The following is a 24762-nucleotide window of genomic DNA, read 5'->3' on the forward strand; positions in this document are numbered from 1 at the left end:
CAGGGTTGGCGCGCCGTCGGCTGCCGCGGGTATGAGGGGAGATCCGACGACCAAGGTGGGCCGGATTCAATTCGTCGGTGTGGTGGTGGTGGCGGCGGTGGTCGCCGGAATGGTGCCGTTGTTGGTGGGCCCACAGGCCACGGCGGCACCCCGTTGCCCCGCGGTGTCGGTCACCACCGCGGCCGAGTCGCCGGCTCTCACCGGCTGGGCCGAGAACCTGACCTTCGACGGCGGCGGCAACCTCTGGGTGTCGAGGGTGCTCGACAACACGGTCGAACGCTTCGATCGGGCCGGGCATCGCACCGCGGCAGTGCGTGTCGTCGCTCCCGGTGCCATTCGGACCGGACCCGACGGCCTGCTCTACATCGCCTCCGGTGACACCACACTCAACATGATTCCGGGATCACCGCGCATCGGCACGATCGTCCGGCTGGATCCCTCGCGGCCTCGTCCGGTCGCGCAGGTTTTTGCGACAGGCCTGGGCATGCCGAACGGAATGGACTTCGACGACGCCGGTTTTCTCTATGTCGCCGACGGCAACCTCGGGGTCCTGCGCATCGACCGTCGCGGAGCCATCGACACAGCATGGTCCCGTCGGGCGCCGAAGAATCTCGCGCTGTCTCCTACTGTGAACGGCACGAGCACCAACGGGATCGTCGTCCTCGGCGCCAACCTGTACGTGACATTGACGATGAGTCTCACCGGACGGATCCTGCGAGTGCCGATCGGGGATCCGGGCGCGGTGTCGATCGCCGCCGACGTGACGCGGCCCGTCCCGGGAGTACTCGACGATCTGGTCGCGCTCGACGGTCGCACGCTGGCGGTCACGATGACCACCGGCCAGATCGCCACCGTCGATCTGCCGACCCACGAGGTCTGCGTTGCCGGCGTCGGTCAGCCGGTCACGGCCATCGCGCAGCGTCCCGGCCGCCCGGACCTGCTGATCGTCGGCACCGAGTCCGGTGCGCTCCTGGCCGTCTCCGCGCGACGCTGAGGCGATGTCGTCCCCGATTGGCGAGAAAACTCGGCCGGTGTGTTGAGTCAGGTGACTGAATGATGGTTGAATGGGTCGGACCCCGGGGGCCGGGGGGCTCCGGGGTTGCAGTCGGGGGACCGTGTCAGGGGGTGTCGGGCTTCCGGGGATGTGGGGGTCCTCGGCGGTTCGGCGCCCTCTGCGCCGGTCGCCTGTCACTCGGGCGTGTGGGTCACCGGTGCCAACCAGATGCCGACGAGCGCATCGATGAGCTGGTTGCCGACGTCCGACCACGACCCGGTCGCCTCGCCGGCGGCACGAGACCGCTCATGGTCGGCCAGGGTCAGCAGGATCATGTTGCGCGCCATGGTGTCTCGCGATTCGAGAACGGTGTCGGGAATGGCGGGTAGCGAGGAGTACAGGCCGGTGAGAACGGCCATCAATCCACTGGATGCGACCGCCTGATCGTAGAGCAGAGTCCCGAACTTCGGGTCGATCGTGATCTGCGCGCAGAAACGGGCGAAATAGGTGGGCGTGCCGAGCGAACCCAGATAGTCGGTCTGCGGCGCGACGAGACAGCCGATCCAGTCACGAATCTCGACGTCCGGTCCGAGTGCCTCGACCATGTGGTGCCGCAGCGGTTCGATCTCGGCGTTGTGATGTTCGAGGATGGCCCGGACCAGTTCGAGCCGACCACCGAAGTGGTACCCGACGGCGTAGTTGTTGCCCTGGCCTGCGGCCTCGCTGATCTGGCGATTGGAGACCGTCGAAACACCCTGCTCGGCGAAGAGTCGCTCGGCAGTCGACATGATTCGGGCCCGCGTTGTGGTGACCCGCTCACTGCGGACCCTGCCCATCGTCGTCGATCTCCTACCTGTCGCCGACTCCGTTCGGGTCGGGCACACCTCGAGTCTAGTGCCCACCGAAGGCACTGGCGCCTGGTCGGCCCGGGTAGCGTGGGGCCATGCGATTCGGACTGTTCATTCCACAGGGTTGGCGTCTCGATCTCACCGGCATCGCGCCGGCCGATCAGTGGTCGGTGATGTCGTCGCTGGCCGCGACCGCCGAAGGGGCGGAATGGGATTCGATCTGGGTCTACGACCACTTCCACACGGTCCCGATGCCGACCGACGAGGCCACCCATGAGGCGTGGAGCCTGGTGTCGGCCTTCGCGGCCACCACGACCCGCGTCGACATCGGGCAGATGTGTACGGCGATGAGCTATCGGAACCCCATGTACCTGGCGAAGGTGGCGGCCACCGCCGACCTCATCTCCGGCGGGCGAGTGCAGATGGGGATCGGCGCCGGGTGGTACGAGCAGGAATGGCGTGCCTACGGCTATGGCTTCCCGTCCGCTGGTGAGCGACTCGCTCGGCTCGACGAGGGGGTGGCGATCATGAAGCAGGCCTGGGAGACCGGGCGTGCGAGTCTCGACGGCGTGCACTATCAGGTCGATGACGCGATCTGCGCGCCCCGGCCGACGGCGGGCCGCCTCCCGCTGTGGATCGCGGGCGGTGGCGAGCGGAAGACCCTGCGGATCGCCGCCCGGTACGCCGACTACACGAACTTCGACGGGACGGTCGACGGGTTCGCGCACAAATCGTCTGTGCTGCAACAACACTGCACCGACCTGGGGCGCGATTACGAATCCATCGTGCGTTCGGCGAACTACAACGTCGTGATCGCCGAGACGGATGCCGAGGTGGAGCGTCGGCTCGACGCCCTCGAGCAGCGGCTGGCGCGGTTCGTCCATCCCGAGGCTGCTGCCGGCAGCATGGCGGCCTATCGCGGCATGCCTGCCGTCGGGACGCCGGAGCAGGTGGTCGAGAACCTGTCTGCCCTGGCCGACCTGGGGATGTCGTATGGGATCTTCTATTTTCCCGACATCGCGCACGATCGCAGCAGCCTCGACCTGTTCGTCAACGAGGTGATGCCGGCGCTGCGCTGACGGCATCCGCCAACCGCCGACCGTGCGCAACTTTTCGTCGATCGTGCGCAGACTTCCGCCGAGTGGGTACAGTTTTTCGTCGATCGTGCGCACCGAGGGCTTTGCGTAGGTTGTCAGTTCGGTGGCTGCTAGAGCTGCCGAAGTCGTTGCGCGGCTTCGGCGATGACGTCCTCGCGCTTGCAGAACGCGAATCGGACGAGGTGTCGCCAGGGTTCGACGTCGTCGACGAATGCGCTGACCGGCACGGCCGCGACCCCGATCCGCTCGGGCAGCATGCGACAGAACGAGACGCCGTCGTCGAAGCCGAGCGGTCGTGGATCGGCACACACGAAGTAGCCGGCCTCGCTTCGGTGGACGCCGAATCCGGTGTCGCGGAGGGTGTTCGACAACAGGTCTCGTGCCGAGGCCAGTCGTTGCGCGGAGTCGTGCACCCAGTCCATCTCGTCGTCGAGGGCGGAGGCCACCGCGGGCTGGAACGGTCCGGAACCCACATAGGACATGAACTGCTTGGCCGAGCGGGCCGCCGCGACCAGCTGGGCGGGACCGCTGACCCACCCGACCTTCCATCCGGTGCAGTTGAACGTCTTCGCGGCGCTCGAGATCCGCAGGGTTCGGTCACGCATGCCGGGGAAGGTGGCGAGTGGTCTATGGACGCGGTCGTCGAAGAGCAGGTGCTCGTAGACCTCGTCGGTCACCGCGACCACGTCGTGTTCGACGCACAGCCGTGCGATCTCGGCGAGGTCGTCGTCGGAGAGGACCGTTCCGGTGGGGTTGTGCGGTGAGTTCACCAGGATGATCGCCGTGGAGGGCCCGAACGCTTCGGCCAGCCTGGTCCGGTCCAGACGGAAGCCGTCGCCGTCGGCGATCAGGGGGACAGTGCGGCGGATACCGCCGGCCATCGCGACGGTGGCGGCATACGAGTCGTAGTACGGCTCCACCATCACCACCTCGCGGCCGGGCTCGACGAGTCCGACGACCGCTCCGGCGATCGCCTCGGTTGCGCCGACCGTGATCAGCACCTCTGAGTCGGGGTCGTAGTCCAGTCCGTAATGTCGCCGCTGGTGGCGGGCCACCGCATATCGGAGTTCGGGCACGCCGAGCCCGGGTGGGTACTGGTTGTGCCCCTCGGCGATGGCTCGTTGCGCGCCCGCGAGCATCGACTCGGGCCCGTCGGTGTCGGGAAAGCCCTGACCGAGGTTGACCGCATCGTGCTCGACCGCGAGCGCGGACATCTCGGCGAAGATCGTCGTGCCGAAGGGGCGGAGGCGGGAAACGGTGCGCACGGAACAAGGCTGACACACCGAGGGGCATGCGTGCAGACGGCATCGCCACGGCCGTCGCGGGCGGCGGTACGATCTGCGACTATGACCACCCCGCCCGAACCGCCGAACCCGGATTCACCGCAGGGGCCGCAGGACGCGGAACCCGAGCAACCCCAGGGCAGCGGTGAGGGCTCGGACGGAGCACAACAGTCACCGAGCGGCGAGCAGTACCCGGGTGCCCAGCCCTACCCGGGGGAACAGCCCTACCCGGGGGAACAGCCGTACTACGGGCAGCCCTATACCGGCGCCCAGCCCCAGCCGGGTGCGCAGCCGTACCCCGGCGCGCAGCCGTACCCCGGCGCACAGCCATATCCGGGTGCGCAGCCATATCCGGCTGCGCAGCCGTATCCGGGTGCGCAGTACCCGGGAGGCCAGCCGGGCCCCGGCGCCCAGCCGTATCCAGGGGAGCCGCCCTACCCCGGTGCCCAGCAATACCCGGGCGGACAGCAGTACCCGGGTGCCCAGCCGTATCCAGGGCAGCAGCCTTATCCCGGTGCACAGCAATACCCCGGTGCACAGCCGCTTCCCGGCGGCCAGCCCTACCCGGGCCCGTATCCGTATGCGGCACCGCCGCCCAAGCGGTCCAGCAAGCGGTTGTGGTGGGTCGTCGGGATCGTGGCGGTCCTCCTGATGGCGATCATCGGGGTGGTCGGCTTCATCTCCCGCGATTCGGTGTCCGGCACCGATGACGTCGCGGTGGGTGACTGTGTCTCGGTCACCGGCGGTGGCCAGGGAAGTGACGTGCACGCGCGGAAGATGGACTGCTCCTCGACGAGCAAGTTCACCTTCTACGTGGCTCAGAAGGTCACCGGCGCGACGTGCCCCAGCGAGGACTACTCCCGGCTCTACTGGATGCGCGACGGCGAGGAAACCGGCGAGCAGTTGTGCCTGTCGCCGAACCTCACCCAGGGCAAGTGCTACCAGATCCCGGTCGGCGGGATGCCGAGTGCGTCGCTGTCGGACTACAAGGAGCTCGCGTGCGGGGCCACCAAGGCGGCAGGCACCGAGATCGTCCGCGTCGATCAGCGGAGCAACGGACAGCCGTCATGCTCCAGCGATCAACTGTCCGTCTACTTCGCGCTGCCCAAGCCGCTCGGCTACTGCCTCGCCGAACCGACCTGAGTCACCGGCCGGTCACCCCGCCGATTCCTCGCCGATGGCGGGACCCAGCAGATCATCTGCGTCGGTGATCCGGTAGGCGTAACCCTGCTCGGCGAGAAACCGCTGCCGATGCGCCGCATAGTCGGCGTCGAGGGTGTCGCGGGAGACCACCGAGTAGAAATGTGCCTGCCCGCCATCACGTTTCGGCCGCAACAGGCGACCGAGTCGCTGCGCCTCCTCCTGGCGGGAACCGAACGTGCCGGAGACCTGGACCGCGACGGACGCCTCCGGGAGATCGATCGAGAAGTTGGCCACCTTGGAGACCACCAGGGTACGGATCTCACCCTTGCGGAACTGGTCGAAGAGGACCTCTCGTTCCTTGTTCTTGGTGGAACCCTGGATCACCGGCGCGTCGAGCTCGCGGCCCAGCTCCTCCAGCTGATCGATGTAGGCGCCGATGACCAGCGTCGGAGAATCCTTGTGCCGGGCCAGGATCGACTTCACCACATTCACCTTGGTGTGCGCGGTGGAGCAGAGTTTGTACTTCTCCTCGGCCTCGGCGACCGCGTACTGCATGCGCTCCTCGTCGGTGAGGGTCACCCGAACCTCGACACAGTCGGCTGGCGCGATCCAGCCCTGGGCTTCGATGTCCTTCCACGGTGCGTCATAGCGTTTCGGCCCGATGAGGCTGAAGACGTCACCCTCGCGACCGTCCTCACGGACGAGGGTCGCGGTCAGGCCGAGCCGGCGCCGTGACTGCAGGTCGGCCGTCATCCGGAAGACCGGCGCGGGCAGCAGGTGCACCTCGTCGTAGATGATCAGGCCCCAGTCGCGGGAGTCGAACAGGTCGAGATTCTTGTACTCGCCCTTCGACTTCCGGGTCATCACCTGATAGGTGGCGATGGTGACCGGACGGACTTCCTTGCGTTCCCCGGAGTATTCGCCGATCTCGTCCTCGGTCAGCGAGGTGCGGGCCACGAGTTCGCGTTTCCACTGACGCCCGGCGACCGTGTTGGTCACCAGGATCAGCGTGGTGGCACCGGCCTTGGCCATCGCGGCGGCGCCGACCATCGTCTTGCCCGCGCCGCAGGGCAGCACCACGACACCCGATCCGCCCGCCCAGAACGAGTCGGCGGCCAGTTCCTGGTAGTCACGCAGATGCCAGTCGTCTTGATCGAGTTCGATGTGGTGGGCCTCGCCGTCGACGTATCCGGCGAGATCCTCGGCCGGCCAGCCCACCTTCAGCAGGACCTGCTTGAGGCGGCCACGCTCGGACGGGTGTACGACCACCGTGTCGTCGTCGAGGCGGGTGCCGAGCATCGGGGCGATCTTCTTGTTGCGCATGATCTCTTCGAGCACGGCGCGATCGAGACTGACCAGGGTCAGACCGTGTGCCGGGTGTTTGACCAGCTGCAGGCGGCCGAACCGGCCCATCGTGTCGACCACGTCCATCAGCAGCGGCTGGGGGACTGCATAGCGGGAGTGGCTCACGAGTGCGTCGACCACCTGCTCGGCGTCGTGGCCTGCGGCACGCGCGTTCCACAGGGCGAGCGGAGTCACCCGGTAGGTGTGCACATGTTCGGGGGCACGTTCGAGCTCGGCGAACGGCGCGATCGCCGCACGGGCCGCCGCCGCGTCGGGGTGGTCGACCTCGAGCAGCAGGGTTTTGTCGGATTGCACGATCAGGGGTCCATCGGTCACCCCGTCCATTGTCCAGATCGGCGCAACTCCTGTCAGAATGCGGTCCCGACGGCCCTCAGTTCTCGAGGAGCTCGACGCTGGTGATCCGGTGCAGGGAGAAATGCTGCTCGTCCTCGGTTCCCGAGTCGATGGCGACGAGTTGTCCCGCCCCGAGGGTTCGGGGCGTCACCACATGCCTGCTGGCCGATCCGTGCGCGTCGACGTAGTCCACTCGCAGCCGTCGGTTCACCCGCAACGCGAGCTGGATCAGGGCAGTCGCCGATTCACCGCCACCGCTGGCCCGGACCGGTGTCGCCGACGTCGCACGGTCTGCGGGACGGGCCGTCGCGGCCCGGTCCTGGGAACGCAGCCGGGCGACGACGGTCCGCAACTGATCCGGTGACGGCACGGGCCGGCGGGGCTGGGGTTGCCGGCGCTGGCGGGCGACGGTGACCCGGCTGCCGCGTTCACGCAGGTCGACGACGGTACCGGTGGAATCCTCGCCGGCCGGGGCGAAACCGGCGGCGCGGAGTCGGTCGATCACCTCGCGGACATCGGCCTGCGACACCGCAACAGTCGGCGCCAGTGCGCGTAACGCCAGGTGATCGGCGGCGTCGCTGCGCAGCACCGCGGCCAGGGTGGTGGGGTCCTCGCAGCGCACGAAGGCCGACGCGACGCCCACCCGCAGCTGCCCGTGCTTGCGCGCGACGTCTTCGATCAGATAGGTCAACGACTGGGGCACCGGGGTCCGCGAATGCGCGGTGAACAGGGTCAACAGTTCACTGCTGCTACGGCCCGCGTCGAGCGCGCGCCGCACGCTGGCCTCGGAGACGCGATAGACCGACGCCGCGCCACCGGACTCGAGGTCGGCCACGAGTTCCACCTGTTCGGCCAGGTCGGCGGTCATGGGTCCAGGAACCGTCAGGGTGAGGTCGGCCTGGGCGAGGAAGTGGTCGACGGGCTCCGGCAACGCCGCCCGCATCGCGGTGAGCACCGACGACTCGATCTCGTCGTGGTCACCGGTGATGGCTGCCCGACCCACCGCGGTCAGCGATCCATGGGCGACCACCCCCAGTTCGCGCGCCTCGCGCAGTGTCTCTTCGACAACGTGTCGCGAGTACCTGCGGATCTGGCGTGGATGCTGCCAGTGCACGGCCGCGGCGAGTGCGTCGGTGGTCACCGGCATCGCGCGTCCGGCCTCGCCCAACGTCGAGAGCATCTCGTGTCGCGCGATCGGCGCGTAGGCGTCGTGGAGCTCCCCCGACAATGCCGGGAGGGCGTTGCCGTCGCGATCGGGTTCGCCGATCTGCCACGCACGCCGGGGCATCTCGAGCCATGCGCCCAGCAACGCCCACCACTGCCGGTCGGGTGCCTGGTGCAGCCAGGTGTCGGCGGCCGTGGTGGGCGCGAAGGCGTGCTCGCCGGAATCGGATGCCGGCGGGGGCTCGGGGAATCCGGCATCGATCAGGCGCAGGTAGGCGAGCAGTTCGGCGATGAACGCGAGCCGCTGCTGTTCGAGGCCGGTCACCTTGGCCAGGCGCCGCACTTCACGAACCCCCAGCGCGCCCGATCGCAATACCGCCGCCGGCGTCGCGCCGAGTGCCCGGATGAGCGAGGTGGCGTGGCGGATGAGCTCCAGCGCCTCGCCGCCCGCGGCCGCCTCGACGGCGCTGGGGGAGAACCGGCGCTTGGCCGACTCGTCGTGCAGGGCGGGGGCAGCGAGATCGTCGGTGCGCAGTGCGGGCTCATCGCGCAGCAGCTGGCCGATCATCGGCGGCAACTCGACGGTCTGGTCGTCGATGCGCGCCAGGAGACCGGCAGCGAGGAGCCGGGCGACCGGTGCGTTCGGATCGGCGTCGGGTGCGGCGTCGCGGCTACGGCCCAGTGCGGGCCCGCGGGACAGGGTTTCGAGTAGGTTGCGCTCGCGCTCATCGAGACCGTCGAGGGTGGCGCGCAGATCCTCGGGCTTCTGGCGGGCGAGCGGCCCGGTGAGATGGTGGCCGCGCCACGGCAGGGCGGCCGGGGCATGCGCTCCGGTCAGCAGGGCGTCGTCGGGCCCCCAGAGCAGGGCGCGTCGCCGCAGCAGGTCGATCCGATCGAGGACCTCCTGGTTGTCGGCCTGGCCGGCGAGTGCGGCGACGATCGATGCGACGGCGGTCGGCGCGGGAATCGTGCCGGTGGTCTCGAGGCCCAGCGCGATCACCTGCTCGAGCACGGCCACCGCGAGCAGGTCGAGATCTTCGCCTGCCAACGCCGATGAGGCCGCCGACAATGCCCGCGAGGCCAGCACACCTGTGCCCGCAGGCGGTGGGGACGCGAGATCCGGGCGGGCGGTGAGCAGCTCGATGATCTCGTCGTCGCTGCGCAAGGCCAGGTCATCGGCCAGGCTGACGCCCTGGTCATCCGCACTCATTCGGTCGATTCTACTGAGCGGACTCCCGACCGCGGTTTCGGCGGGACGGCCGTCGAGGCCACATGGCACAATGACCCCGTGGCTGAGAAGAAGAAGTACGTCGACAACGGCTGGCCGAAAGACGGAGAGGGCGACAGCGCGCACGCTGTTTCCGAGTTCGCGGCCGGCCTGTCCGGTGCCTTGTCACCCTTCGGTGACGTCGAGTTCCCGCTGGCCCCCGACGACCTGCCCTACCTTCAGCCGAAGACCGTCGTCAACCGCTGACGAGAGTGGCCGCCGGGAGCGAAGCGAGCGGGCCGACCCGACCGGGCCTGAGTCACGTCGACTCGACCGGCGCGGCCCGGATGGTCGACGTCGGCGGCAAATCGCGCACCGACCGCCGTGCGGTGGCCGGTGGGACGTTTCGCACCACGACCGAGGTGATCGGCTTGCTCAGCGACGGCAAGCTCCCGAAGGGCGACGTCCTCGCGACCGCCCGGATCGCCGGGATCATGGCGGCCAAACGCACCGACGAACTGATCCCGCTGTGTCATCAGCTCGCCCTGTCGTCGGTCGAGGTCGAGTTCGCGATCGCCGACGATCACATCGACGTGACGGCAACCGTCGGGACCAGCGGGCAGACCGGTGTCGAGATGGAAGCCCTGACCGCCGTCGCCGTCGCCGGCCTCACCTTGCACGACATGGTGAAGGCGGTCGACCGACGCGCCAGCATGGACGGGGTGCGCCTGCTCGAGAAGACCGGAGGCAAATCGGGGTCGTGGCGACGTGAGTGAGTCACCGGGCGACGGCGGACGGCCCCGGGTGGCCAGGATCGTGGTCGCCTCGACTCGGGCCAGCCGTGGCGACTACACCGACCGCACCGGACCCGTCATCACCGACTGGCTCAACGCCCGCGGGTTCGTCGTCGATGACCGCTGTGTGGTGGCCGACGGCCGGCCGGTCGGGGACGCGATCCGCGCCGGTGTCGATGCAGGCGCCGATCTGGTCATCACCACCGGCGGGACCGGCCTCTCACCGACCGATCGCACCCCCGAACAGACCCACCCGTTGCTCGACGTCGAGATCCCCGGTCTGGCGGACGCGATCCGTTCCGCCGGCCTGCCGACGGTGCCGACCGCAGTCCTGTCGCGCGGCATCGCGGGTGTGGCCGCCACCACGTTGGTGATCAACCTGCCGGGGTCGACCGGCGGGGTGAAGGACGGGCTGTCCGTGCTCGCGGGAGTCCTCGACCACGCGCTGGACCAGATTCGCGGCGGCGACCACTGATGCCCGAATGGTCCGTCGGCGTACAGGTGGTGCGGGCCTCGTTGTCCGACAACGAGATCGACCTGGCATCACACGAAGCCCTCGTCGTCGAGGCCGCGGGCGGTGCCGCCGGCGCGGTCGTGGGGTTCGTGGGTGCGGTACGCAACCACGATGGCGGGCACGAGGTCACCCGGCTGGTCTACTCCGCCCATCCGACGGCGCCTGCGGTGCTGTCCGACGTCGTCGGCGAGGTCGCCGGGGCAGCCGCCGGGGTCCGTGCCGTGGCGGTGTCGCATCGGGTCGGAGAACTCGCGATCGGCGATGTCGCCTTCGTGGTGGCGGTCGCGGCCGATCATCGTCGGGCGGCGTTCGAGCTCTGCGCGCGCCTGGTCGACGAGGTGAAGGCGCGATTGCCGGTGTGGAAGCACCAGTTCTTCGGCGACGGCAGTGACGAGTGGGTCGGCTCGGCATGACCTCGCAACGGGATGAGGACGACGCGTCACAACCGCGCCGCCACGAGACGCCGACCGAGCGACTCGACCGAAACTGGGCCAGCCTGCTGCAGGAGCTGCGGGTGGTGCAGACCGGCGGTCAGATCCTCACCGGTCTGATGCTGACCGTCCCGTTTCAAGAGGGCTTCGAGGAGCTGAGCTCTCGTGAGCAGTACATCTTCGTCGTCAGCCTGGTTTTCGCGGTGCTGTCGACGGTCACCTTGATCTCGCCGGTGGCATTGCACCGATTGTTGTTCCGGCGCCACGCGATCGATCAGCTGGTGGACCGCGCACACCTGTTGACGCTGATCGGCATCGGATTGCTCGGAATCGCACTCATCGGCGTTCTCACGGTCATCTTCGACATCGTGTTCGGCGGCTGGGCCGCGATCACGGCCGGGTGTCTGGCCCTGGTGGTCTTTCTGTTCATGTGGGTCGCGATGCCGCTGCGTGAACGGCGACGGTTGTCACGACGCGACTGACCGGCCGTCCATGAGGGTGGAAAAGGGCCCCGCACGGGTCTGAAACCATCGTGCGGGGCCCTTCGACTGTGGGCCCGTGGATCGGGCCGAGTCAGCTGCTCCTATCAGGGAGTGGGCAGCTGGTCCTTGTGCTCGTTGAACATCTTGATCTGGTCCGGGGTGAGCTCGTAGCCGCTCTTCTTGGCCATGTCCCACATGTTCTTGACCTCGGGCGAGATCTTGCCCTTCTCCTGCGCCTGGCTCAGCGCGGAGTCGAGCTGCTTCTGCACGTCACCGGTGCTCTTGGCCTCGGGTGCGGCCGACCAGTTGAACGGTGCCGGGAGCTTCGGGAGCTGCAGGCGCGGTGCCTCGCTCGGCGCGCTGCGCTGGGTGGCGCCCGAGAGTCCGGTGCCGCACACGGGCCATGCGCCCTTGCCCTGGCTGCCCAGCACGCGCTCGGCCACCGTGATCTGCTGCTCCTTGGTGGCCTGATCGGCGCTCGGAGCGAACTGGGTGCCGCCGTGGCCGGCCCAGGTGCTCTGGCTGAACTGGAGTCCGCCCTGGTAGCCGTTGCCGGTGTTGATGGCCCAGTTGCCGCCCGACTCGCACTGGGCGACCTGGTTCCATTCGGCGTCGGTTGCGGCGTTGGCCGAACCGGTGCCACCCAGGAGGGCGGCGCCGCCGCCGAGGACGGCCCCGGTGAGGGCGACCTTGGCGAAGGTCTTGGTGGGAGTGCCTGTCGTCGGTTTGCGATGGCGTCCGGACATGGTGGTGTTCCTCTCTCCACGCGCCTACGAAGTCAGCTGTCGGGTTCGGGCGAGAGGTGCCCGGTCTCGGCCTGACGTGAGTCACGCCGGGACTTAACCCCAAGGACGTCGTGATGACCGCCCGGTTCTCTGTCGGAGGGTGGGTCCCCCGTCCTCGCTCCTAGATGTCGTTCTGGTGAGTCCCGTGACGGAGCGAGGTTCGGCGCGGCCGACGGGACGTTATGCATTTGGTTACTTGCTCGTGACCCCCCAGGGGGCGTCGTTCAGTCACAGTACGACGTCTGCGAGCTCGAATCACGTTGTTGGCAAGCCTGTTTTCGGCGCCTGATTGGGTCTCCCGACCCAATTCGAGGGTCGTCCCTGCTCACGGGGCGATAGTCGACTTGTGTCCTTCTCGTTATCGACCCGTTATGTGAGGAAGCTCACAAGGGGGATGTGGCGTCAGCCACCGGCAAATGGCGGCAGAACGTCGACGGTCGCACACGTCCCAAGGGCCACAGTGCGATCGCAGAGCGCGACGGAGTCGCGAAGATATGAACACCGCGCCAACACCCGCCGCAGATCCGGATTGTCGGCGGACAGGATCGTCTCGAGATCGGCGAGCGTCGTGTCCGCGTCGACGTCGACGACGGCCGTGTCACTGCCCGCCGCGGCGCGCGCGGCAGCGAAGTACCGGACGGTCAATTCCATCGCCGATCAGCCCCCGATGGCCGACATCGGCCGGGTGGGCTGGTGGAACTCGGGGCTGTTGACCCCGTGCCCGGCGGCCTTGACCCAGGTGTTGCCGCGCCAGAGGTCGGCGATTGCCGCATCGAGGCGATCGCCCTGCAGGCCGCTGCGCAGCACGGCGCGGAGATCGGTCTCCGACTCCGCGAACAGGCAGTTGCGCAAAGCGCCGTCGGCGGTGAGCCGAGTGCGATCACAGTCTCCGCAGAAGGGACGGGTGACCGATGCGATCACTCCGACGCGCGCGGGCGCACCGTCCACGTCGTGACCGTCGACCAGCCAGGTCGCGGCCGGAGCACTGCCGCGTGGCCGGGGATCGGGCAGCAGGGTGTAGCGGGCGCGCAGCGCCGCGAGGATCTCGTCGGCGGTCACCATCGACGACCGGTCCCAGCGGTGCTCGGCGTCCAGTGGCATCTGCTCGATGATGCGCAGCTGATAGCCCTGGTCGAGGCAGAACCCGAGGAGGTCGGGGAGGCGGTCGAGATCGTCGTGGCCGGCGAGGACTGCGTTGACCTTGATTGAGCGAACTCCGGCGGCTCGGGCGGCGGCCAGACCGTCGACGACGTCGTCGAGGCGGTCACGACGGGTGATCGCGGCAAATCGCTGTCGGTCGACGGTGTCGAGTGAGACGTTGATCCGGTCCAGTCCGGCCGCCACCAGCGGTTCGATCCGGTGCCGGAGACCGAGGCCGTTGGTGGTCATCGCGATCTCGGGTGCGGCAGGCAGGGCAGACATGGCGGCGATCAGGTCGTCGAGGTCGCGACGGAGCAGCGGCTCGCCGCCGGTGAAACGGATCGTGCGGATGCCGAGGTCGCGGACCGCCACGGTCATCACCCGGATCAGCTCCGTGGTCGTCAGCACGTCGTCGGTGGGCAGCCAGTCGAGGCCCTCGGCGGGCATGCAATAGGTGCAACGCAGATTGCAGCGATCGGTCACCGACACGCGCAGGTCGGTGACGATCCGACCGAACCGATCCCGCAGCGGACCCGTCGTGGGGGTGCCTGCCTGCGGGGCATTCATCGTCGGCGAGGTGGTGGGGAGGCCGAGCCCGACGACCGTCATGGGTCGGTCCTCCGCACTTCCAATGAGCGAAATGTGCTGGCGTGGAACACGAGTGGTTCCACGCCGGCATCGTACTGCAGTGCCTCGATGCGGAGGAGGACCAAGGTGTGGTCGCCGGCCGGGATCTCGTTGTGGAGCGAACAGGACAGACACGCGGCCGCGTCCGGGATGAACACAGCGCCGTCGTCGGTGCCGGAGGGGGTGATCCCGGAGAAGCGGGCATGGCTCGGGCCGGCGAGCTGTCGACACAGGTCGGACTGATCGCGCGCGAACACGCTGACGCCGATGGCCGGGGCCGCACGGAGTCGCGGCCAGGTGGTCGACGAGTTCTGGACGCACAGCGAGACGAGGGGCGGATCGAGCGAGACGGTGGTGAACGCACTCGCCGCCATCCCGACGAGTTCCGGCGCGCCGTCGGCGCCGGCGACCCGGCATGCGACCGCGACGACGCCGGAAGGGAAACAACTGTAGGCGCGTTTGAGTACATCGATGTCGGCCGCGGGGGAGAGTTCGGCGGCCGTGGTCGGGAACGCGGAGTCGAGGGTCACCGTGCGCGCCGCCCCGATCGGAGTGCGAAGACCAGCCCGATCACGAATCCCACCGGCGCGCACATGGTCAGCACGTACACGAAGGTGGGTGCCGTGCCACCGTCGGTGACCAGGGGGGTCACGAACAGTGCGACGATCGCCGCGAGTCCGATCGCGAACACGACCCCGGCCAGCTGCAGCAGTCGCGGGGACGATTGGCTCTTCATGTCTTCCACGGTAGAACACGTGGCGGATCGGTGGCGCCCGTGATCGGCGCCGGACGTGAGGTAATCCACGTGACCGGTCTGATCCGCGTTGGCTAGACTGAGTGCTCATTGGCGCCTCTGCTCATCTGATGTGGAGCCGGGTCCCGTCCGCGGGACCAGCTGTGACTCAGGTCAGGGGCGCTTTTGTCATGGACTCCGACGTACAGGTGAGGGTGAGCACGGTGCCGACCGGCAAGGTGAAGTGGTACGACGCGGAAAAGGGTTTCGGCTTCCTCGCGCAGGACAGCGGTGAGGACGTCTACGTCCGATCCTCCGCATTGCCCGACGGCGTGGAGGGACTGAAGCCGGGCCAGCGCGTCGAGTTCGGCATGGCCGCGGGTCGTCGCGGACCACAGGCGCTGACCGTCACCGTTCTCGAACCGGCGCCCAGCGTCGCGAAGAACACGCGCGAGGCTGCGCGCAAGGAGACCAAACGCCACACCCCCGACGAACTGCACGGCATGGTCGCCGACCTGATCACCCTCCTCGAGGGTGCCGTGCAGCCGGAGCTTCGAAAGGGTCGCTACCCGGATCGCAAGACGTCGCAGCGCATCTCCGAGGTGGTCCGCGCGGTCACCCGCGAACTGGAGCGATGACCCGACCGGGTGAACGTCAGCGCGGGTCCGCGGCGGGCAGTCGTAGGTCCTGCGGGCTCGTATCGGCCGCGAGGTAGCCGCGCGCGATCACGTTGTTGTTCTCGGCATCGGCGATCGCCGACGGCACCTGCACCTCGACGTTGACCAGGATTCGGTCCGGCGTCGAGTGCAGCACCGTGGTGTAGGTGGAGTTCGACCGCATCGGGACCGACGTCCCGTCGAGTCCCTCGGGTGTGAGGTACTGGATCACCAGATTCCACGGCCATTCGGCGATGTCCTTGGACACCGACAGCATCACCGCTTCGCCGACCGGTACCGGCACGCGCTGGGCCTGGGCATCGGCGATCCTCTTGGGCTCGCAGTTCTTGAGGAAGACGTCGCACATCCGGGTCGGCTCCACGCGTACGAGCCGATCGCCCACTGCGAGTTGCAGATACGGATGCTCCTCGGTCGAATCGCCGGACCACTGATCTCTCGTCAGCACGGCGACCGTCCCGCCGACGATCACGACGAACGCGACCACCACGGCCGCGATGATCGCGAGCGCCTTTTTTTCTCCACTGTTCACGTGCACGGTCTACGACTGTCCTCGATCGGGTTCGGCGGGCATCTTCCGGGTCGGGTCCGCGGCCTGGCCGCGACGTTGATCAGGGTGCCGACCACCAGGATGATGCGCGATGCGGGTCGGGGCGTCGGACGGGGGGTGGTGCCCGGGCGACGACCGGCGCGGCGGTGGCCCGGGGTTACCGACCGCGCGCAACGCCACCGTCGGTGCGGCGTAGTCGGGTCGTTGTCCGCCGATACCCGGCACCAGCGACGATCCGCGCGTGGTCATCACGGTCTGCACAAGGCCGATACCCAGTAGCACCGCGACGACGGTGAAGCCGATCCACAGGGTCGGGGGCAGCAGGACACCGAGTGTGGCGCCGAAGACCCATCCGAGCTGGAGAACGGTCTCCGACCGGCCGAAGGCCGAGGCCCGCGACTCCTCGGGCAGATCGTCCTGGATCGACGAGTCGAGACAGACCTTGCCGATCGCACTGGTGCCGGAGGCGACGAAGGCGGCCAGCGTGGCGATCACGATGTTGCCGAAGATCGCAGCCAGCGCGGCGACGACGAAACAGGCCGCGGTGGACCAGAGCACGATCCGCGGTGGGTTCTTCAGCTCCAGTCGGGTGCCGAGCCCGTTGCCGATCATGTTTCCGACACCCGCGGCCGCGCCGACCGCACCGAGCAGCACGAGTTGCGTCCAGTCGGAATGCACGTCCTGCTGTGCCTTGGCATAGAAGGCGATGTAGAGCGTGAGGAACCCGGTCAGGATGCGGATGGTCGCGTTGCCCCACAGCCCCGCGACGACCTTGCGGCCGAGTGGCTGTCGCATCTTCGCCGCCAGCGCGGTGGCCGTCTCGCGGGCGCCGCGGCGACCGCCGGCGGCGTCACCCGTGGGAGCGTGCGACATCGCCGGTTCCCCGTGATAGGTCAGCGTGGTCGGGATCTCACCCTCGGTCACCTCGACCCACGATGGGATGCGCATGCACAGCCAGGCACCCACAGCGGCGATCACCGCCAGCCAGGCCATCGCGCCGGGGATGTGGATGGGCAGCACCTTGGCCAGCAGCAGCTCGAACATCGCCGCGACGGCACCGCCGATGATGGTGCCGCCGATCAGGCCGAAGGTGGTGAGACGGGAGTTCACCCTGGGCAGGTCGATCGTCGGTGGCACCACGCGTGGCGTCACCGCGGATTTGAGGACCCCGAACGATTTGGACAGCACCAGCAGACCCAGCGCGCAGGGATAGAGCACCCAGGGGTCGTATTGCAGTTGTTGCGTCGTCGTGTCCCAGGACGAGTTCGCCAGGATGAGCAGTGCCAGGATCACCCTGAGCCCGAACGTGGTGGCCATCGCGATGCGGCGGCCGTGCTGGAGGCGATCGAGCATGGGGCCGATCAACGGCGCGATCAGCGCGAACGGGGCGATCGTCAGCGCCAGGTAGAGGCCGACATTCGTCTTCGACTCGCCGGTCGCGGCCGCGAAGAACAGTGTGTTGGCCAGTGCGACGGCCATCGCGGCGTCCACGGCGAAATTGACGATAACGGGCAGCGTCAGGGCGGTCAGGCCGGAGCGATCGGCGCCGTCGGCGGTCGCAGCCTGGTAGATCTTGCCGATCCCGCGGCCGGTCAACTCGCGGCTGCGCATCGCGGCGACACGTGCGACGGTGATCTTCTTGGGGATTCCCGGACCAGAGTTGCCGCCCGGCATCGCCCTGGTCCCGCCGATCCGGTCGGTCGGGGCCCCTGACGGGGTCTCATCGCGCCCGTCGAGGGGCGGCAGATGTGGATTGTGGGTGGGCGGTGGCAGATACGCGGTGTCGGCCGGGCCGCGGGACGAGGAGCGTCCGGTGACCGGACGCCGGGCGGTGGTCGGCTCGTCGGCGGGGTAGTTCGCGGTGCCGGGGTGCTGCCGACGACTGCGACCATCGTGGCCTGCACCCGGTTCGGCATCGTGACCCGCGCCGCGCGGGTCGGGCCCCGTCGGTTCGCTTCGCTCCCCCCGGGGGAAGCGGGGGCTGGGTCGGTTCACACCGACAATTGTTCCTCATCCCACCGACTCGGTGTCGGCACGGCCATCGCCCGCGCGTTCGACGGTCCACACATCACCGACCGTGCCCAGTTTTCCGCCGATCGTGCCCAGTCTTCTGCCGATCGTGCCCAGTTTGCTGTCGACCGGGCACAGCGCATCCGTGTGCCGTCCATCGGTGCGCACGGTCGGCGCGAATGTGCGCACGATCGGCGGGTGGCGCCGGCGCGGCGAGGTCGACCGGCCTCGCGAGGCGGGCGGGCCGGCACGACGCGGTACGGCCCAGGACTGCGGCACAGGACCGCGGTACAGGACTCCGGTGCGAGACAAAGTGCGGGTCGGTGCCGCCGCGATCACGCGATGTTGCACACTGGACACGTGACTCTTGCATTCGACGGTGACCGGCTGCTCGCCGCTGTCGACGTGGCGCGCGCAGCGTTGGTCGAAGACGGTCAGCACCCCGGGGCGCACCTGGAGAGCACCCCGGAGGGGGATTGGGCGGTCGCCCACTACTTCGAGGCCGACCTCGCAGGCTACCGAGGCTGGCAGTGGTGTGTCGTGCTGGCCGGGGCGCCGGACACCGACGAGATCACCGTCAGTGAGCTCGTGTTGCTGCCGGGCCAGGGATCGCTGCTGGCCCCGAGCTGGGTGCCGTGGAACGAGCGGGTCGTCGCGGGCGATCTGTCACCGGGTGACGTCCTGGCCGCCGATCCCGACGATCCGCGGCTGGTGCCCAATCAGATCGACACCGGCGACGAGTTCGCGTTGTCGTCCGACGACGACGATCCCGACGACATCGGGCAGATCGCCGGTGAACTCGGCCTCGGTCGTCGGCGACTGCTGAGTCCTGACGGTCGTGACGATGCTGCGCAGCGCTGGCACGACGGGGAGTTCGGTCCGCGCAGCGAGATGGCGGTCGCCGCGGCCTACTCGTGTGCCAGTTGCGGCTTCTACCTCCCGCTCGCCGGTGCTCTGCGGCCTGCGTTCGGCGTGTGCGCCAACGAGTACTCGGCCGACGGCCACGTGGTCGCCGCCGACTACGGGTGCGGTGCGCACTCCGACGTCCCCGCACCGTCCGGCGGTGGATCGCCCGCCTACGACGCCTACGACGACGGCGCCCTCGAGATCGTCAGCGCCGGCGTCGGCGCGGACGCGACGTCCTGACCGACGCCGTGCCCTCGGGCGTCGATCCCTCCGACCTCGACGACCCCTTCGGTCTCGACGAGCTCCGGGCGGCCACGCTCGACGCGTGGCGTAACTCACCGACAAGATTCGCCGAAGACGCTGCGGCCGAACGGGATCTGGTCACCGTCGGTTACCGGGACCGCCTGTTCATCGAACTCGCGGCCAACGCCGCGGATGCCGCCTCCGCTTCCGGTTCCCCGGGCCGGCTCGCCATCTGGCTCGACGGACGTGCGCTACACGTGGCCAACACGGGTGCCCCGCTGACCGTCGACGGCGTGCGGTCGCTGTTGTCGCTGAGGGTGTCGGCCAAGCGCGGTGATCTGGGACCACCGAGCGTCGGCCGGTTCGGGGTCGGCTTCACCGCGACCGGCACCGTCGCCGATCGCATCGAGATCCGGTCCACGTCCGGGTCGTTCGTCGTCGATCGCGACCGGACCGCACAGGCTGCCCGCGACGCCGGGGTGGCCGTGTCGGGGTCCGACCACACGCCCTTGCTCCGACTGGCGTGGGCTCTCGACGCGACGCCGGTGCCCGACCACGACACCGAGATCATCCTGCACCTGCGCGACGACGTCTCGGCCGACGCGCTGTTGGCGGCGGCCCGAGCGCAGGTCCCCGATCTGCTCCTGGAACTGGCGGGCCTGGACGAGATCGCGGTGTCCGGCTCGACGACGACGATCGACCGGGGGAAGCCGGCCGCGCACGCGCGGACCCGCCGGTTGACGATCACCGGGACGGCGGCGACCGACGGTGTGGTGCGGACCTGGATCGAGGCCGAGCGCGGCGGCACCCGATGGTTGATCGAGGCGGGGGAGTCGGGACCGCGACTCCTCGACAGGGAGGTGCTCAGAGCGCCGACCCCGACCGACATCGAGCTCTCGTTGCCTGCGCGATGCATCACCGACCTCCCGCTCACCCCCGACCGTCGACATCTGCATCCGAACGCCGACATAGCCACGGCGGCAACGGGTCACGCGGACCTGATGACGGGTGTGCCCGCGGCGTGGCGGCCGATGTTGATCCCCTCGCCGGCGCGGGCCCGCAACCGCGACGACGCGGCCCTGATCGAGGCCGTGCTCGGTGAACTCCGCGACAGGGCGTGGCTGCCGGCCGCCGAAGGGGCCGACCTGGTCCCATCCCGGGCAGTCGTTCTGCCAGACCTGAGTGAGGATCTCGCCGCCGTGCTCGCCCCGGTCCTGGGGGATCTGGCCCACCCCGATATCTCCGAACGCCGCCATCTCGGCCGCCTGCGCGCGGTCGGCGTCGGCGAGATCGGGCTCGCCGACATCGCGGAGAGGCTGGTCGGCGTCGAACAAGATCCGGCGTGGTGGCGTGACCTGTATGCGGCGCTGTCGCCGTTCGTGACCACCGGGATCGACGCCGACGAACTCGGCGCGCTGCCGATCCCGCGCGCCGACGGCCGGATGAACATCGGTGCACGCGGGGTGTTCGTCGCCGACGGCATCGACATCCCGATGCGCTGGATCCCGACCGTCGCGGCGGCCGCGCGACATCCGCTGGTGGAACGACTGGGCGCCGAGCCGATCTCGGTGGAGCACGTGCTCGCAGATCCGGCGTTGGCGCAACTTGTCGACGAGGCCGACGACGACGAACTCGTCGAGGTGGCCGACGAGGTCTTCGCGCTACTCGCCGCGGACACCGCTGCGGCAGTGCCGGATCGGCTGTCGGGGCTGCCCGTGCCCGACCAGGACGGGGAGCTGCGTGCCGCCGACGAGCTCCTGCTGCCGGACAGTCCGTTGGCATCGGTGCTCGTCGACGATGCGCCGTTCGGTCTCGTGTCCGACGAACTGGTCCGTCGCGTCGGGCCCGACGTGCTGCGGCGGCTCGGCGTGGGCTGGGGTTTTCACGTCCTGGTCGACGATCTCCCGGTGGCGCCCGATCACGACCTGCCCGACGAGGAACAATGGTGGGACACCAACGACGATCCCCCGCAGAGGCTCTCGGCCGTACGCGATCTCGACCTCGTCGACCAGAACCGATGGCGCGACGCACTCACCCTCCTCGCCACCGACGACGCTGTCACACCGCTGCTCGCCGACCGCGCCGGGTACACCGCCTGGTGGCTGCGCCACCACGCGCTGATCGACGGACATCCGCTGGGGTGGTACCGGGCGCCGTCGGATCTCACGGTCGAGGGGGTGCGCGATCCGCTGGATCATCCGCACGCCGACCTGTTCGCCGCGGCACTGGGCACCGACGACGTGGAATCGGCCACCGATGCCGGCACCGTGCTCGCCAGTCTCGGCGATCCGGGGCGTCAGATCGCCGCTGGTGTGGCGGGTACGGTCTACGCATCGGTCGTGCGGGCGTGCCGATCCGGCCTGTTCCAGGCGACAGAACTCGCAGTGCCGCAACGGGTTCGGGCAGTGTCGGGGGAGGCCGGAGAACAGGCCGCGGTGCTCGACCACCCGTGGCTGATCCAGACGATGGATCCCGACACGACGGTCGTGCTCGGCGGCCGCATCGACGCCGACGACGCCGAGATCCTCGCCGACATTCTCGACCTGCCGACCACGAGTGAGGAATCGCGCGCCGTGGTGCGCGACGAAGGGGTGGCCGCCACCTGGACGTCCACGGACGCGGTGCTGTTCGCGGCGGAGTGGGGTCGCGACCTCGGCCACGGCGAGGTGCGACTCCACGACGAACTCTGGATACGACTACAGCGCAACGGCTCCGAGTCGGATGTCGAGGTGACCTGGTGGGTGGACGATCGCGGGGTCACCCACCTCGCGCGTCGATTCCCCCGGTGAGGATGGAGGCCAGCTGCCGGTAGGCCTCCGCGTCGTCGAGGCCGGTGGTGGCCGCCACGTCGCGTCGCTGGATCCGGGTCATCATGGATGCCGCGAGATCGGCGGCGAAGGCGGCGTTCACGTCGCGGAATGCCCCGGTCGCCACCCCTGCGGTGATCAGCTCGGTGACGCGGACGGTGGCGGCCTCGGTGTTGCGTTCGTAGAGTTCCCGGGTCGGTTCGTAGGCGTGCAGGTCGGTCATGAACGCATCCGAGGCGGGCGCGAGTGCATCCCCGACCGCGATGAGGTACGTGATCACCTTCGCGCGCGCGTCCGTCTCCGGGGCCACCCGTGCCTCGACCTGATCTGTGGCCGTCCGGAAGAAGTGCGTCACCGTCTTGACCACCAGTTGCTCTTTGCTGGCGGCGAGCGTGTACAGCGTCGACTTCGAGCATCGCAGTGCCGAGGCCAACTCGGCCACGCCGAGGTGGGCGAATCCCTCGGAGAGCAGGAGTCGGACCAGCGCGTCGAACAGGTCGCCGCGACGTCGGGTGGCGAAGCCGGTGTTGTCACTCACGCCCTCATAGTACTGTGACAAGTACTTCAGTACTGTTCTGATTCCCTCGGAGGTTCGACATGCCGGTTGATCGACTGCTGCCCACGAATGAGGCGCACGACCTCATTGCCCTGACCAGGGATTTTGCCGACAAGCGGTTTGTTCCGATCGTTGACGAGTACGAGAAAGCGGAGAAGTATCCCGACGGTCTGTTCGCCGAGATGGGCGAGGCGGGTCTGCTCGGTCTGCCATATCCGGTCGAGTGGGAGGGCGGCGGTCAGCCCTACGAGGTGTACCTGCAGGTCCTCGAGGAACTCGGGGCGCGGTGGGCGGCGGTGGCCGTCGCGGTCAGCGTGCATGGACTGGCGTGCCATCCGTTGTTCAACTTCGGTACCGAGGAGCAGAAGCAGCGGTGGCTACCGGATCTGTTGAACGGGCGACTGATCGGTGCCTACAGCCTGTCCGAGCCTCAGGCCGGATCCGATGCGGCGGCACTGACCTGCAAGGCGGCCGCCGTCGACGGCGGGTACCGGGTGAACGGGGCCAAGGCGTGGATCACCCACGGCGGTATCGCCGACGCCTACAACGTGTTCGTCCGCACGGGTGACGGATCGAAGGGCATCAGCTGCCTCCTCGTTCCCCGCGACACAGACGGCCTCAGCTTCGGTAGGCCCGAGGAGAAAATGGGTCTGCATGCGGTGCCCACCACGTCGGCCACCTACGACGATGCACTCGTCGCCGACGACCGTCTACTCGGTGCCGAAGGGGCGGGGCTGACCATCGCGTTCTCGGCCCTCGACTCCGGCAGGCTCGGTATCGCCGCGGTGGCCACCGGACTCGCCCAGGCCGCCCTCGACGCCGCCGTTGACTATGCCCAGGAGCGAACGACCTTCGGCCGCAAGATCATCGATCATCAGGGCCTGGCTTTCCTGCTCGCCGACATGGCCGCCGCAGTGGATTCGGCGCGGGCGACCTACCTCGACGCCGCGCGCCGGCGCGACGCCGGACGTCCGTACTCCCGGGCCGCGGCGACGGCGAAACTGGTCGCCACCGACGCCGCCATGAAGGTCACCACCGATGCGGTCCAGGTGCTCGCTGGCTACGGCTACACTCGCGACTTCCGCGTCGAGCGCTACATGCGCGAGGCCAAGATCACGCAGATCTTCGAGGGCACCAACCAGATCCAGCGTCTCGTGATCGGGCGGGCACTGGCCTCGCGATGATCGCCACGTCCCGGACCGCAGCATCTCAGATCGCGACATCGGGGTCGTAGCGGAAGGCGCGTCGTTCACCACGCCTGAACGACCTCGATCCGAGCCGCGCGATGACCCACATCGGCCCCGGGATGCGCGGGCGCAGCTGTCGATACGCGTCCTGGTCGAGGCCTTTGACGGCCCACGGTGCGACACGGAACAGGTCGCGAAGCTTGTTGTCCTCGCCGAACCGCTTCTCCAGCGCGGCCCAGTCGTCGTCCGAGAGGTATTGCTGGATCAGGGCGAGCGCGTCGTTCTCCTCGTGCGCGAGATGGGTCGCGAGATGCTCCTGCGTGCGTCCGAGGACGTCGGTCAGGTTGTCGCGCGAATGTTCGTCGGCGCCCGCGGCCATCGTCGCGAAGCCGTCGTCGCATGCCGCGAGAAGCGGATCGATCTGGCCGTGCTCGGCCTCCATGGCGTCGAGTACGTCCTTCTCGGCGCTCGTGCACCGCGACTCGAGCAGCGGCCAGAGCCAGGCGTCCTCGCCGGCGTGATGGTGATGCAGCGTCTCACGGAACAGCGACCACCGCTCCTGCAATGCGTGCCAGGTGGCGCGGTCGGGGACCGGCGTGTGCGATGCGCTGCGGGCGAACTCGGCCAGGTCTCGGCGGAACGCGTGGTGCATCACGTACATCATGAACGGGTCGATCGGCCCGTCGGGAGCGGCCGCCTGGCCGGGCAGCCGGACCTGGGTGACGGTCGTCCCTCCGGCCCCTGAGGTGCGAGCCTGCGTCCCTTCGTTCCCTGAGGTGCGAGCTTGCGAGCCTCGAAGGGCGGATTCGGGGGTCTCGCCGGCGGTGGTGTTCTGGGTGGTGGTCATCGGAGGTCTCCTTGTCGGTTGGCTGTCTCGACAAGCATCCGA

General features: G+C 68.8%; 26 protein-coding genes and 1 riboswitch. Of the genes, 12 read left to right on the forward strand and 14 right to left on the reverse strand.

Going from position 1 to position 24762, the window contains the following annotated elements; translation table 11 throughout:
- The first annotated feature begins 31 nt into the window (after positions 1-31).
- The gene (locus tag OVA31_RS16675; RefSeq protein WP_267627713.1) at positions 32-994 is read left to right on the forward strand and encodes an SMP-30/gluconolactonase/LRE family protein; all 963 of its coding nucleotides are present in this window, start codon (positions 32-34) and stop codon (positions 992-994) included.
- 194 nt (positions 995-1188) lie between these two features.
- Here OVA31_RS16675 and OVA31_RS16680 read toward each other — a convergent pair whose 3' ends face one another.
- The gene (locus OVA31_RS16680) at positions 1189-1782 is read right to left on the reverse strand and encodes a TetR/AcrR family transcriptional regulator (RefSeq protein WP_267627714.1); all 594 of its coding nucleotides are present in this window, start codon (positions 1780-1782) and stop codon (positions 1189-1191) included.
- 155 nt (positions 1783-1937) lie between these two features.
- Here OVA31_RS16680 and OVA31_RS16685 point away from each other — a divergent pair, with 155 nt between their 5' ends.
- Positions 1938-2921, forward strand: coding sequence for an LLM class F420-dependent oxidoreductase (locus OVA31_RS16685; RefSeq protein ID WP_267627715.1), 984 nt, complete (start codon positions 1938-1940; stop codon positions 2919-2921).
- 128 nt (positions 2922-3049) lie between these two features.
- On the opposite strand, the gene OVA31_RS16690 is transcribed toward OVA31_RS16685, so the two are convergent.
- Positions 3050-4204: a pyridoxal phosphate-dependent aminotransferase gene (locus OVA31_RS16690; RefSeq protein WP_267627716.1), complete on the reverse strand. Its 1155-nt coding sequence runs from the start codon at positions 4202-4204 to the stop codon at positions 3050-3052.
- Positions 4205-4285: 81 nt separating this feature from the next.
- On the opposite strand from OVA31_RS16690, the gene OVA31_RS16695 reads away from it, so the two are divergent.
- The gene (locus tag OVA31_RS16695; protein WP_267631704.1) at positions 4286-5365 is read left to right on the forward strand and encodes an LppU/SCO3897 family protein; all 1080 of its coding nucleotides are present in this window, start codon (positions 4286-4288) and stop codon (positions 5363-5365) included.
- A 12-nt stretch (positions 5366-5377) separates the two neighbouring features.
- On the opposite strand, the gene OVA31_RS16700 is transcribed toward OVA31_RS16695, so the two are convergent.
- The gene (locus OVA31_RS16700) at positions 5378-7045 is read right to left on the reverse strand and encodes a DNA repair helicase XPB (protein WP_324290120.1); all 1668 of its coding nucleotides are present in this window, start codon (positions 7043-7045) and stop codon (positions 5378-5380) included.
- 55 nt (positions 7046-7100) lie between these two features.
- Positions 7101-9437: a helicase-associated domain-containing protein gene (locus OVA31_RS16705; protein ID WP_267627719.1), complete on the reverse strand. Its 2337-nt coding sequence runs from the start codon at positions 9435-9437 to the stop codon at positions 7101-7103.
- Positions 9438-9515: 78 nt separating this feature from the next.
- Here OVA31_RS16705 and OVA31_RS16710 point away from each other — a divergent pair, with 78 nt between their 5' ends.
- From OVA31_RS16710 to OVA31_RS16730, 5 genes are all read left to right on the forward strand, one after another.
- Positions 9516-9701, forward strand: coding sequence for a hypothetical protein (locus tag OVA31_RS16710; RefSeq protein ID WP_164307170.1), 186 nt, complete (start codon positions 9516-9518; stop codon positions 9699-9701).
- 80 nt (positions 9702-9781) lie between these two features.
- The gene (gene moaC / locus OVA31_RS16715; protein WP_203589147.1) at positions 9782-10210 is read left to right on the forward strand and encodes a cyclic pyranopterin monophosphate synthase MoaC; all 429 of its coding nucleotides are present in this window, start codon (positions 9782-9784) and stop codon (positions 10208-10210) included.
- Entirely contained in the window at positions 10203-10703 is a 501-nt protein-coding gene (locus OVA31_RS16720; protein WP_267627722.1) for a MogA/MoaB family molybdenum cofactor biosynthesis protein, read from the forward strand. Before moaC ends, OVA31_RS16720 begins: the two co-directional genes overlap by 8 nt.
- Positions 10703-11155 (forward strand): molybdenum cofactor biosynthesis protein MoaE, encoded by a 453-nt coding sequence (locus OVA31_RS16725; protein WP_267627723.1) that lies wholly within the window; start codon positions 10703-10705, stop codon positions 11153-11155. The genes OVA31_RS16720 and OVA31_RS16725 overlap by 1 nt, the downstream gene beginning before the upstream one ends.
- Positions 11152-11655, forward strand: coding sequence for a DUF6328 family protein (locus OVA31_RS16730; protein WP_267627724.1), 504 nt, complete (start codon positions 11152-11154; stop codon positions 11653-11655). Before OVA31_RS16725 ends, OVA31_RS16730 begins: the two co-directional genes overlap by 4 nt.
- Before the next feature lie 104 nt (positions 11656-11759).
- On the opposite strand, the gene OVA31_RS16735 is transcribed toward OVA31_RS16730, so the two are convergent.
- From OVA31_RS16735 to OVA31_RS16755, 5 genes are all read right to left on the reverse strand, one after another.
- The gene (locus tag OVA31_RS16735; protein ID WP_267627725.1) at positions 11760-12401 is read right to left on the reverse strand and encodes a transglycosylase family protein; all 642 of its coding nucleotides are present in this window, start codon (positions 12399-12401) and stop codon (positions 11760-11762) included.
- Between the two features lie 5 nt (positions 12402-12406).
- Positions 12407-12616, reverse strand: a riboswitch (cyclic di-AMP (ydaO/yuaA leader).
- Positions 12617-12842: 226 nt separating this feature from the next.
- The gene (locus OVA31_RS16740) at positions 12843-13091 is read right to left on the reverse strand and encodes a MoaD/ThiS family protein (protein ID WP_267627726.1); all 249 of its coding nucleotides are present in this window, start codon (positions 13089-13091) and stop codon (positions 12843-12845) included.
- Positions 13092-13097: 6 nt separating this feature from the next.
- Entirely contained in the window at positions 13098-14189 is a 1092-nt protein-coding gene (moaA, locus tag OVA31_RS16745; RefSeq protein ID WP_267627727.1) for a GTP 3',8-cyclase MoaA, read from the reverse strand.
- The gene (locus tag OVA31_RS16750; protein ID WP_267627728.1) at positions 14186-14737 is read right to left on the reverse strand and encodes a flavin reductase family protein; all 552 of its coding nucleotides are present in this window, start codon (positions 14735-14737) and stop codon (positions 14186-14188) included. The genes moaA and OVA31_RS16750 overlap by 4 nt, the downstream gene beginning before the upstream one ends.
- Entirely contained in the window at positions 14734-14943 is a 210-nt protein-coding gene (locus tag OVA31_RS16755) for a hypothetical protein (protein WP_267627729.1), read from the reverse strand. Before OVA31_RS16755 ends, OVA31_RS16750 begins: the two co-directional genes overlap by 4 nt.
- A 221-nt stretch (positions 14944-15164) precedes the next feature.
- On the opposite strand from OVA31_RS16755, the gene OVA31_RS24715 reads away from it, so the two are divergent.
- The gene (locus OVA31_RS24715) at positions 15165-15578 is read left to right on the forward strand and encodes a cold-shock protein (RefSeq protein ID WP_164307758.1); all 414 of its coding nucleotides are present in this window, start codon (positions 15165-15167) and stop codon (positions 15576-15578) included.
- A 16-nt stretch (positions 15579-15594) separates the two neighbouring features.
- Here OVA31_RS24715 and OVA31_RS16765 read toward each other — a convergent pair whose 3' ends face one another.
- Genes OVA31_RS16765 through OVA31_RS16775 form a run of 3 tightly spaced genes read right to left on the reverse strand, consistent with a single transcriptional unit; the run spans position 15595 to position 18363 of the window.
- A complete protein-coding gene (locus OVA31_RS16765; protein WP_267627730.1) occupies positions 15595-16146 on the reverse strand; it encodes a DUF2771 family protein in 552 nt (183 codons plus the stop codon).
- A 9-nt stretch (positions 16147-16155) separates the two neighbouring features.
- Entirely contained in the window at positions 16156-18159 is a 2004-nt protein-coding gene (locus OVA31_RS16770; protein ID WP_267627731.1) for an MFS transporter, read from the reverse strand.
- Between the two features lie 15 nt (positions 18160-18174).
- Complete coding sequence (locus OVA31_RS16775) at positions 18175-18363, reverse strand: hypothetical protein (RefSeq protein WP_267627732.1); 189 nt, start codon at positions 18361-18363, stop codon at positions 18175-18177.
- Between the two features lie 153 nt (positions 18364-18516).
- Between OVA31_RS16775 and OVA31_RS16780 the strand changes: the two genes are divergently transcribed.
- Together OVA31_RS16780 and OVA31_RS16785 are read left to right on the forward strand one after the other, a co-directional pair.
- Positions 18517-19320: a DUF3027 domain-containing protein gene (locus OVA31_RS16780; RefSeq protein ID WP_420714057.1), complete on the forward strand. Its 804-nt coding sequence runs from the start codon at positions 18517-18519 to the stop codon at positions 19318-19320.
- Positions 19321-19328: 8 nt separating this feature from the next.
- Entirely contained in the window at positions 19329-22112 is a 2784-nt protein-coding gene (locus OVA31_RS16785; RefSeq protein ID WP_267627734.1) for a sacsin N-terminal ATP-binding-like domain-containing protein, read from the forward strand.
- Here the strand turns inward: OVA31_RS16785 and OVA31_RS16790 are convergent.
- Positions 22081-22668 (reverse strand): TetR/AcrR family transcriptional regulator, encoded by a 588-nt coding sequence (locus OVA31_RS16790; RefSeq protein WP_267627735.1) that lies wholly within the window; start codon positions 22666-22668, stop codon positions 22081-22083. The two genes, OVA31_RS16785 and OVA31_RS16790, sit on opposite strands and share 32 nt — an antisense overlap.
- 59 nt (positions 22669-22727) lie before the next feature.
- Between OVA31_RS16790 and OVA31_RS16795 the strand changes: the two genes are divergently transcribed.
- Positions 22728-23870 carry an acyl-CoA dehydrogenase family protein gene (locus tag OVA31_RS16795; protein ID WP_267627736.1) on the forward strand — a complete coding sequence of 381 codons (1143 nt, stop codon included), beginning with the start codon at positions 22728-22730 and terminating at the stop codon, positions 23868-23870.
- A gap of 25 nt (positions 23871-23895) precedes the next feature.
- On the opposite strand, the gene OVA31_RS16800 is transcribed toward OVA31_RS16795, so the two are convergent.
- Positions 23896-24720, reverse strand: coding sequence for a hemerythrin domain-containing protein (locus tag OVA31_RS16800; protein WP_267627737.1), 825 nt, complete (start codon positions 24718-24720; stop codon positions 23896-23898).
- Positions 24721-24762: the final 42 nt, after the last annotated feature.

The organism is Gordonia sp. SL306 (assembly GCF_026625785.1).
In the GTDB taxonomy this organism is placed as follows: Bacteria; Actinomycetota; Actinomycetes; order Mycobacteriales; family Mycobacteriaceae; genus Gordonia.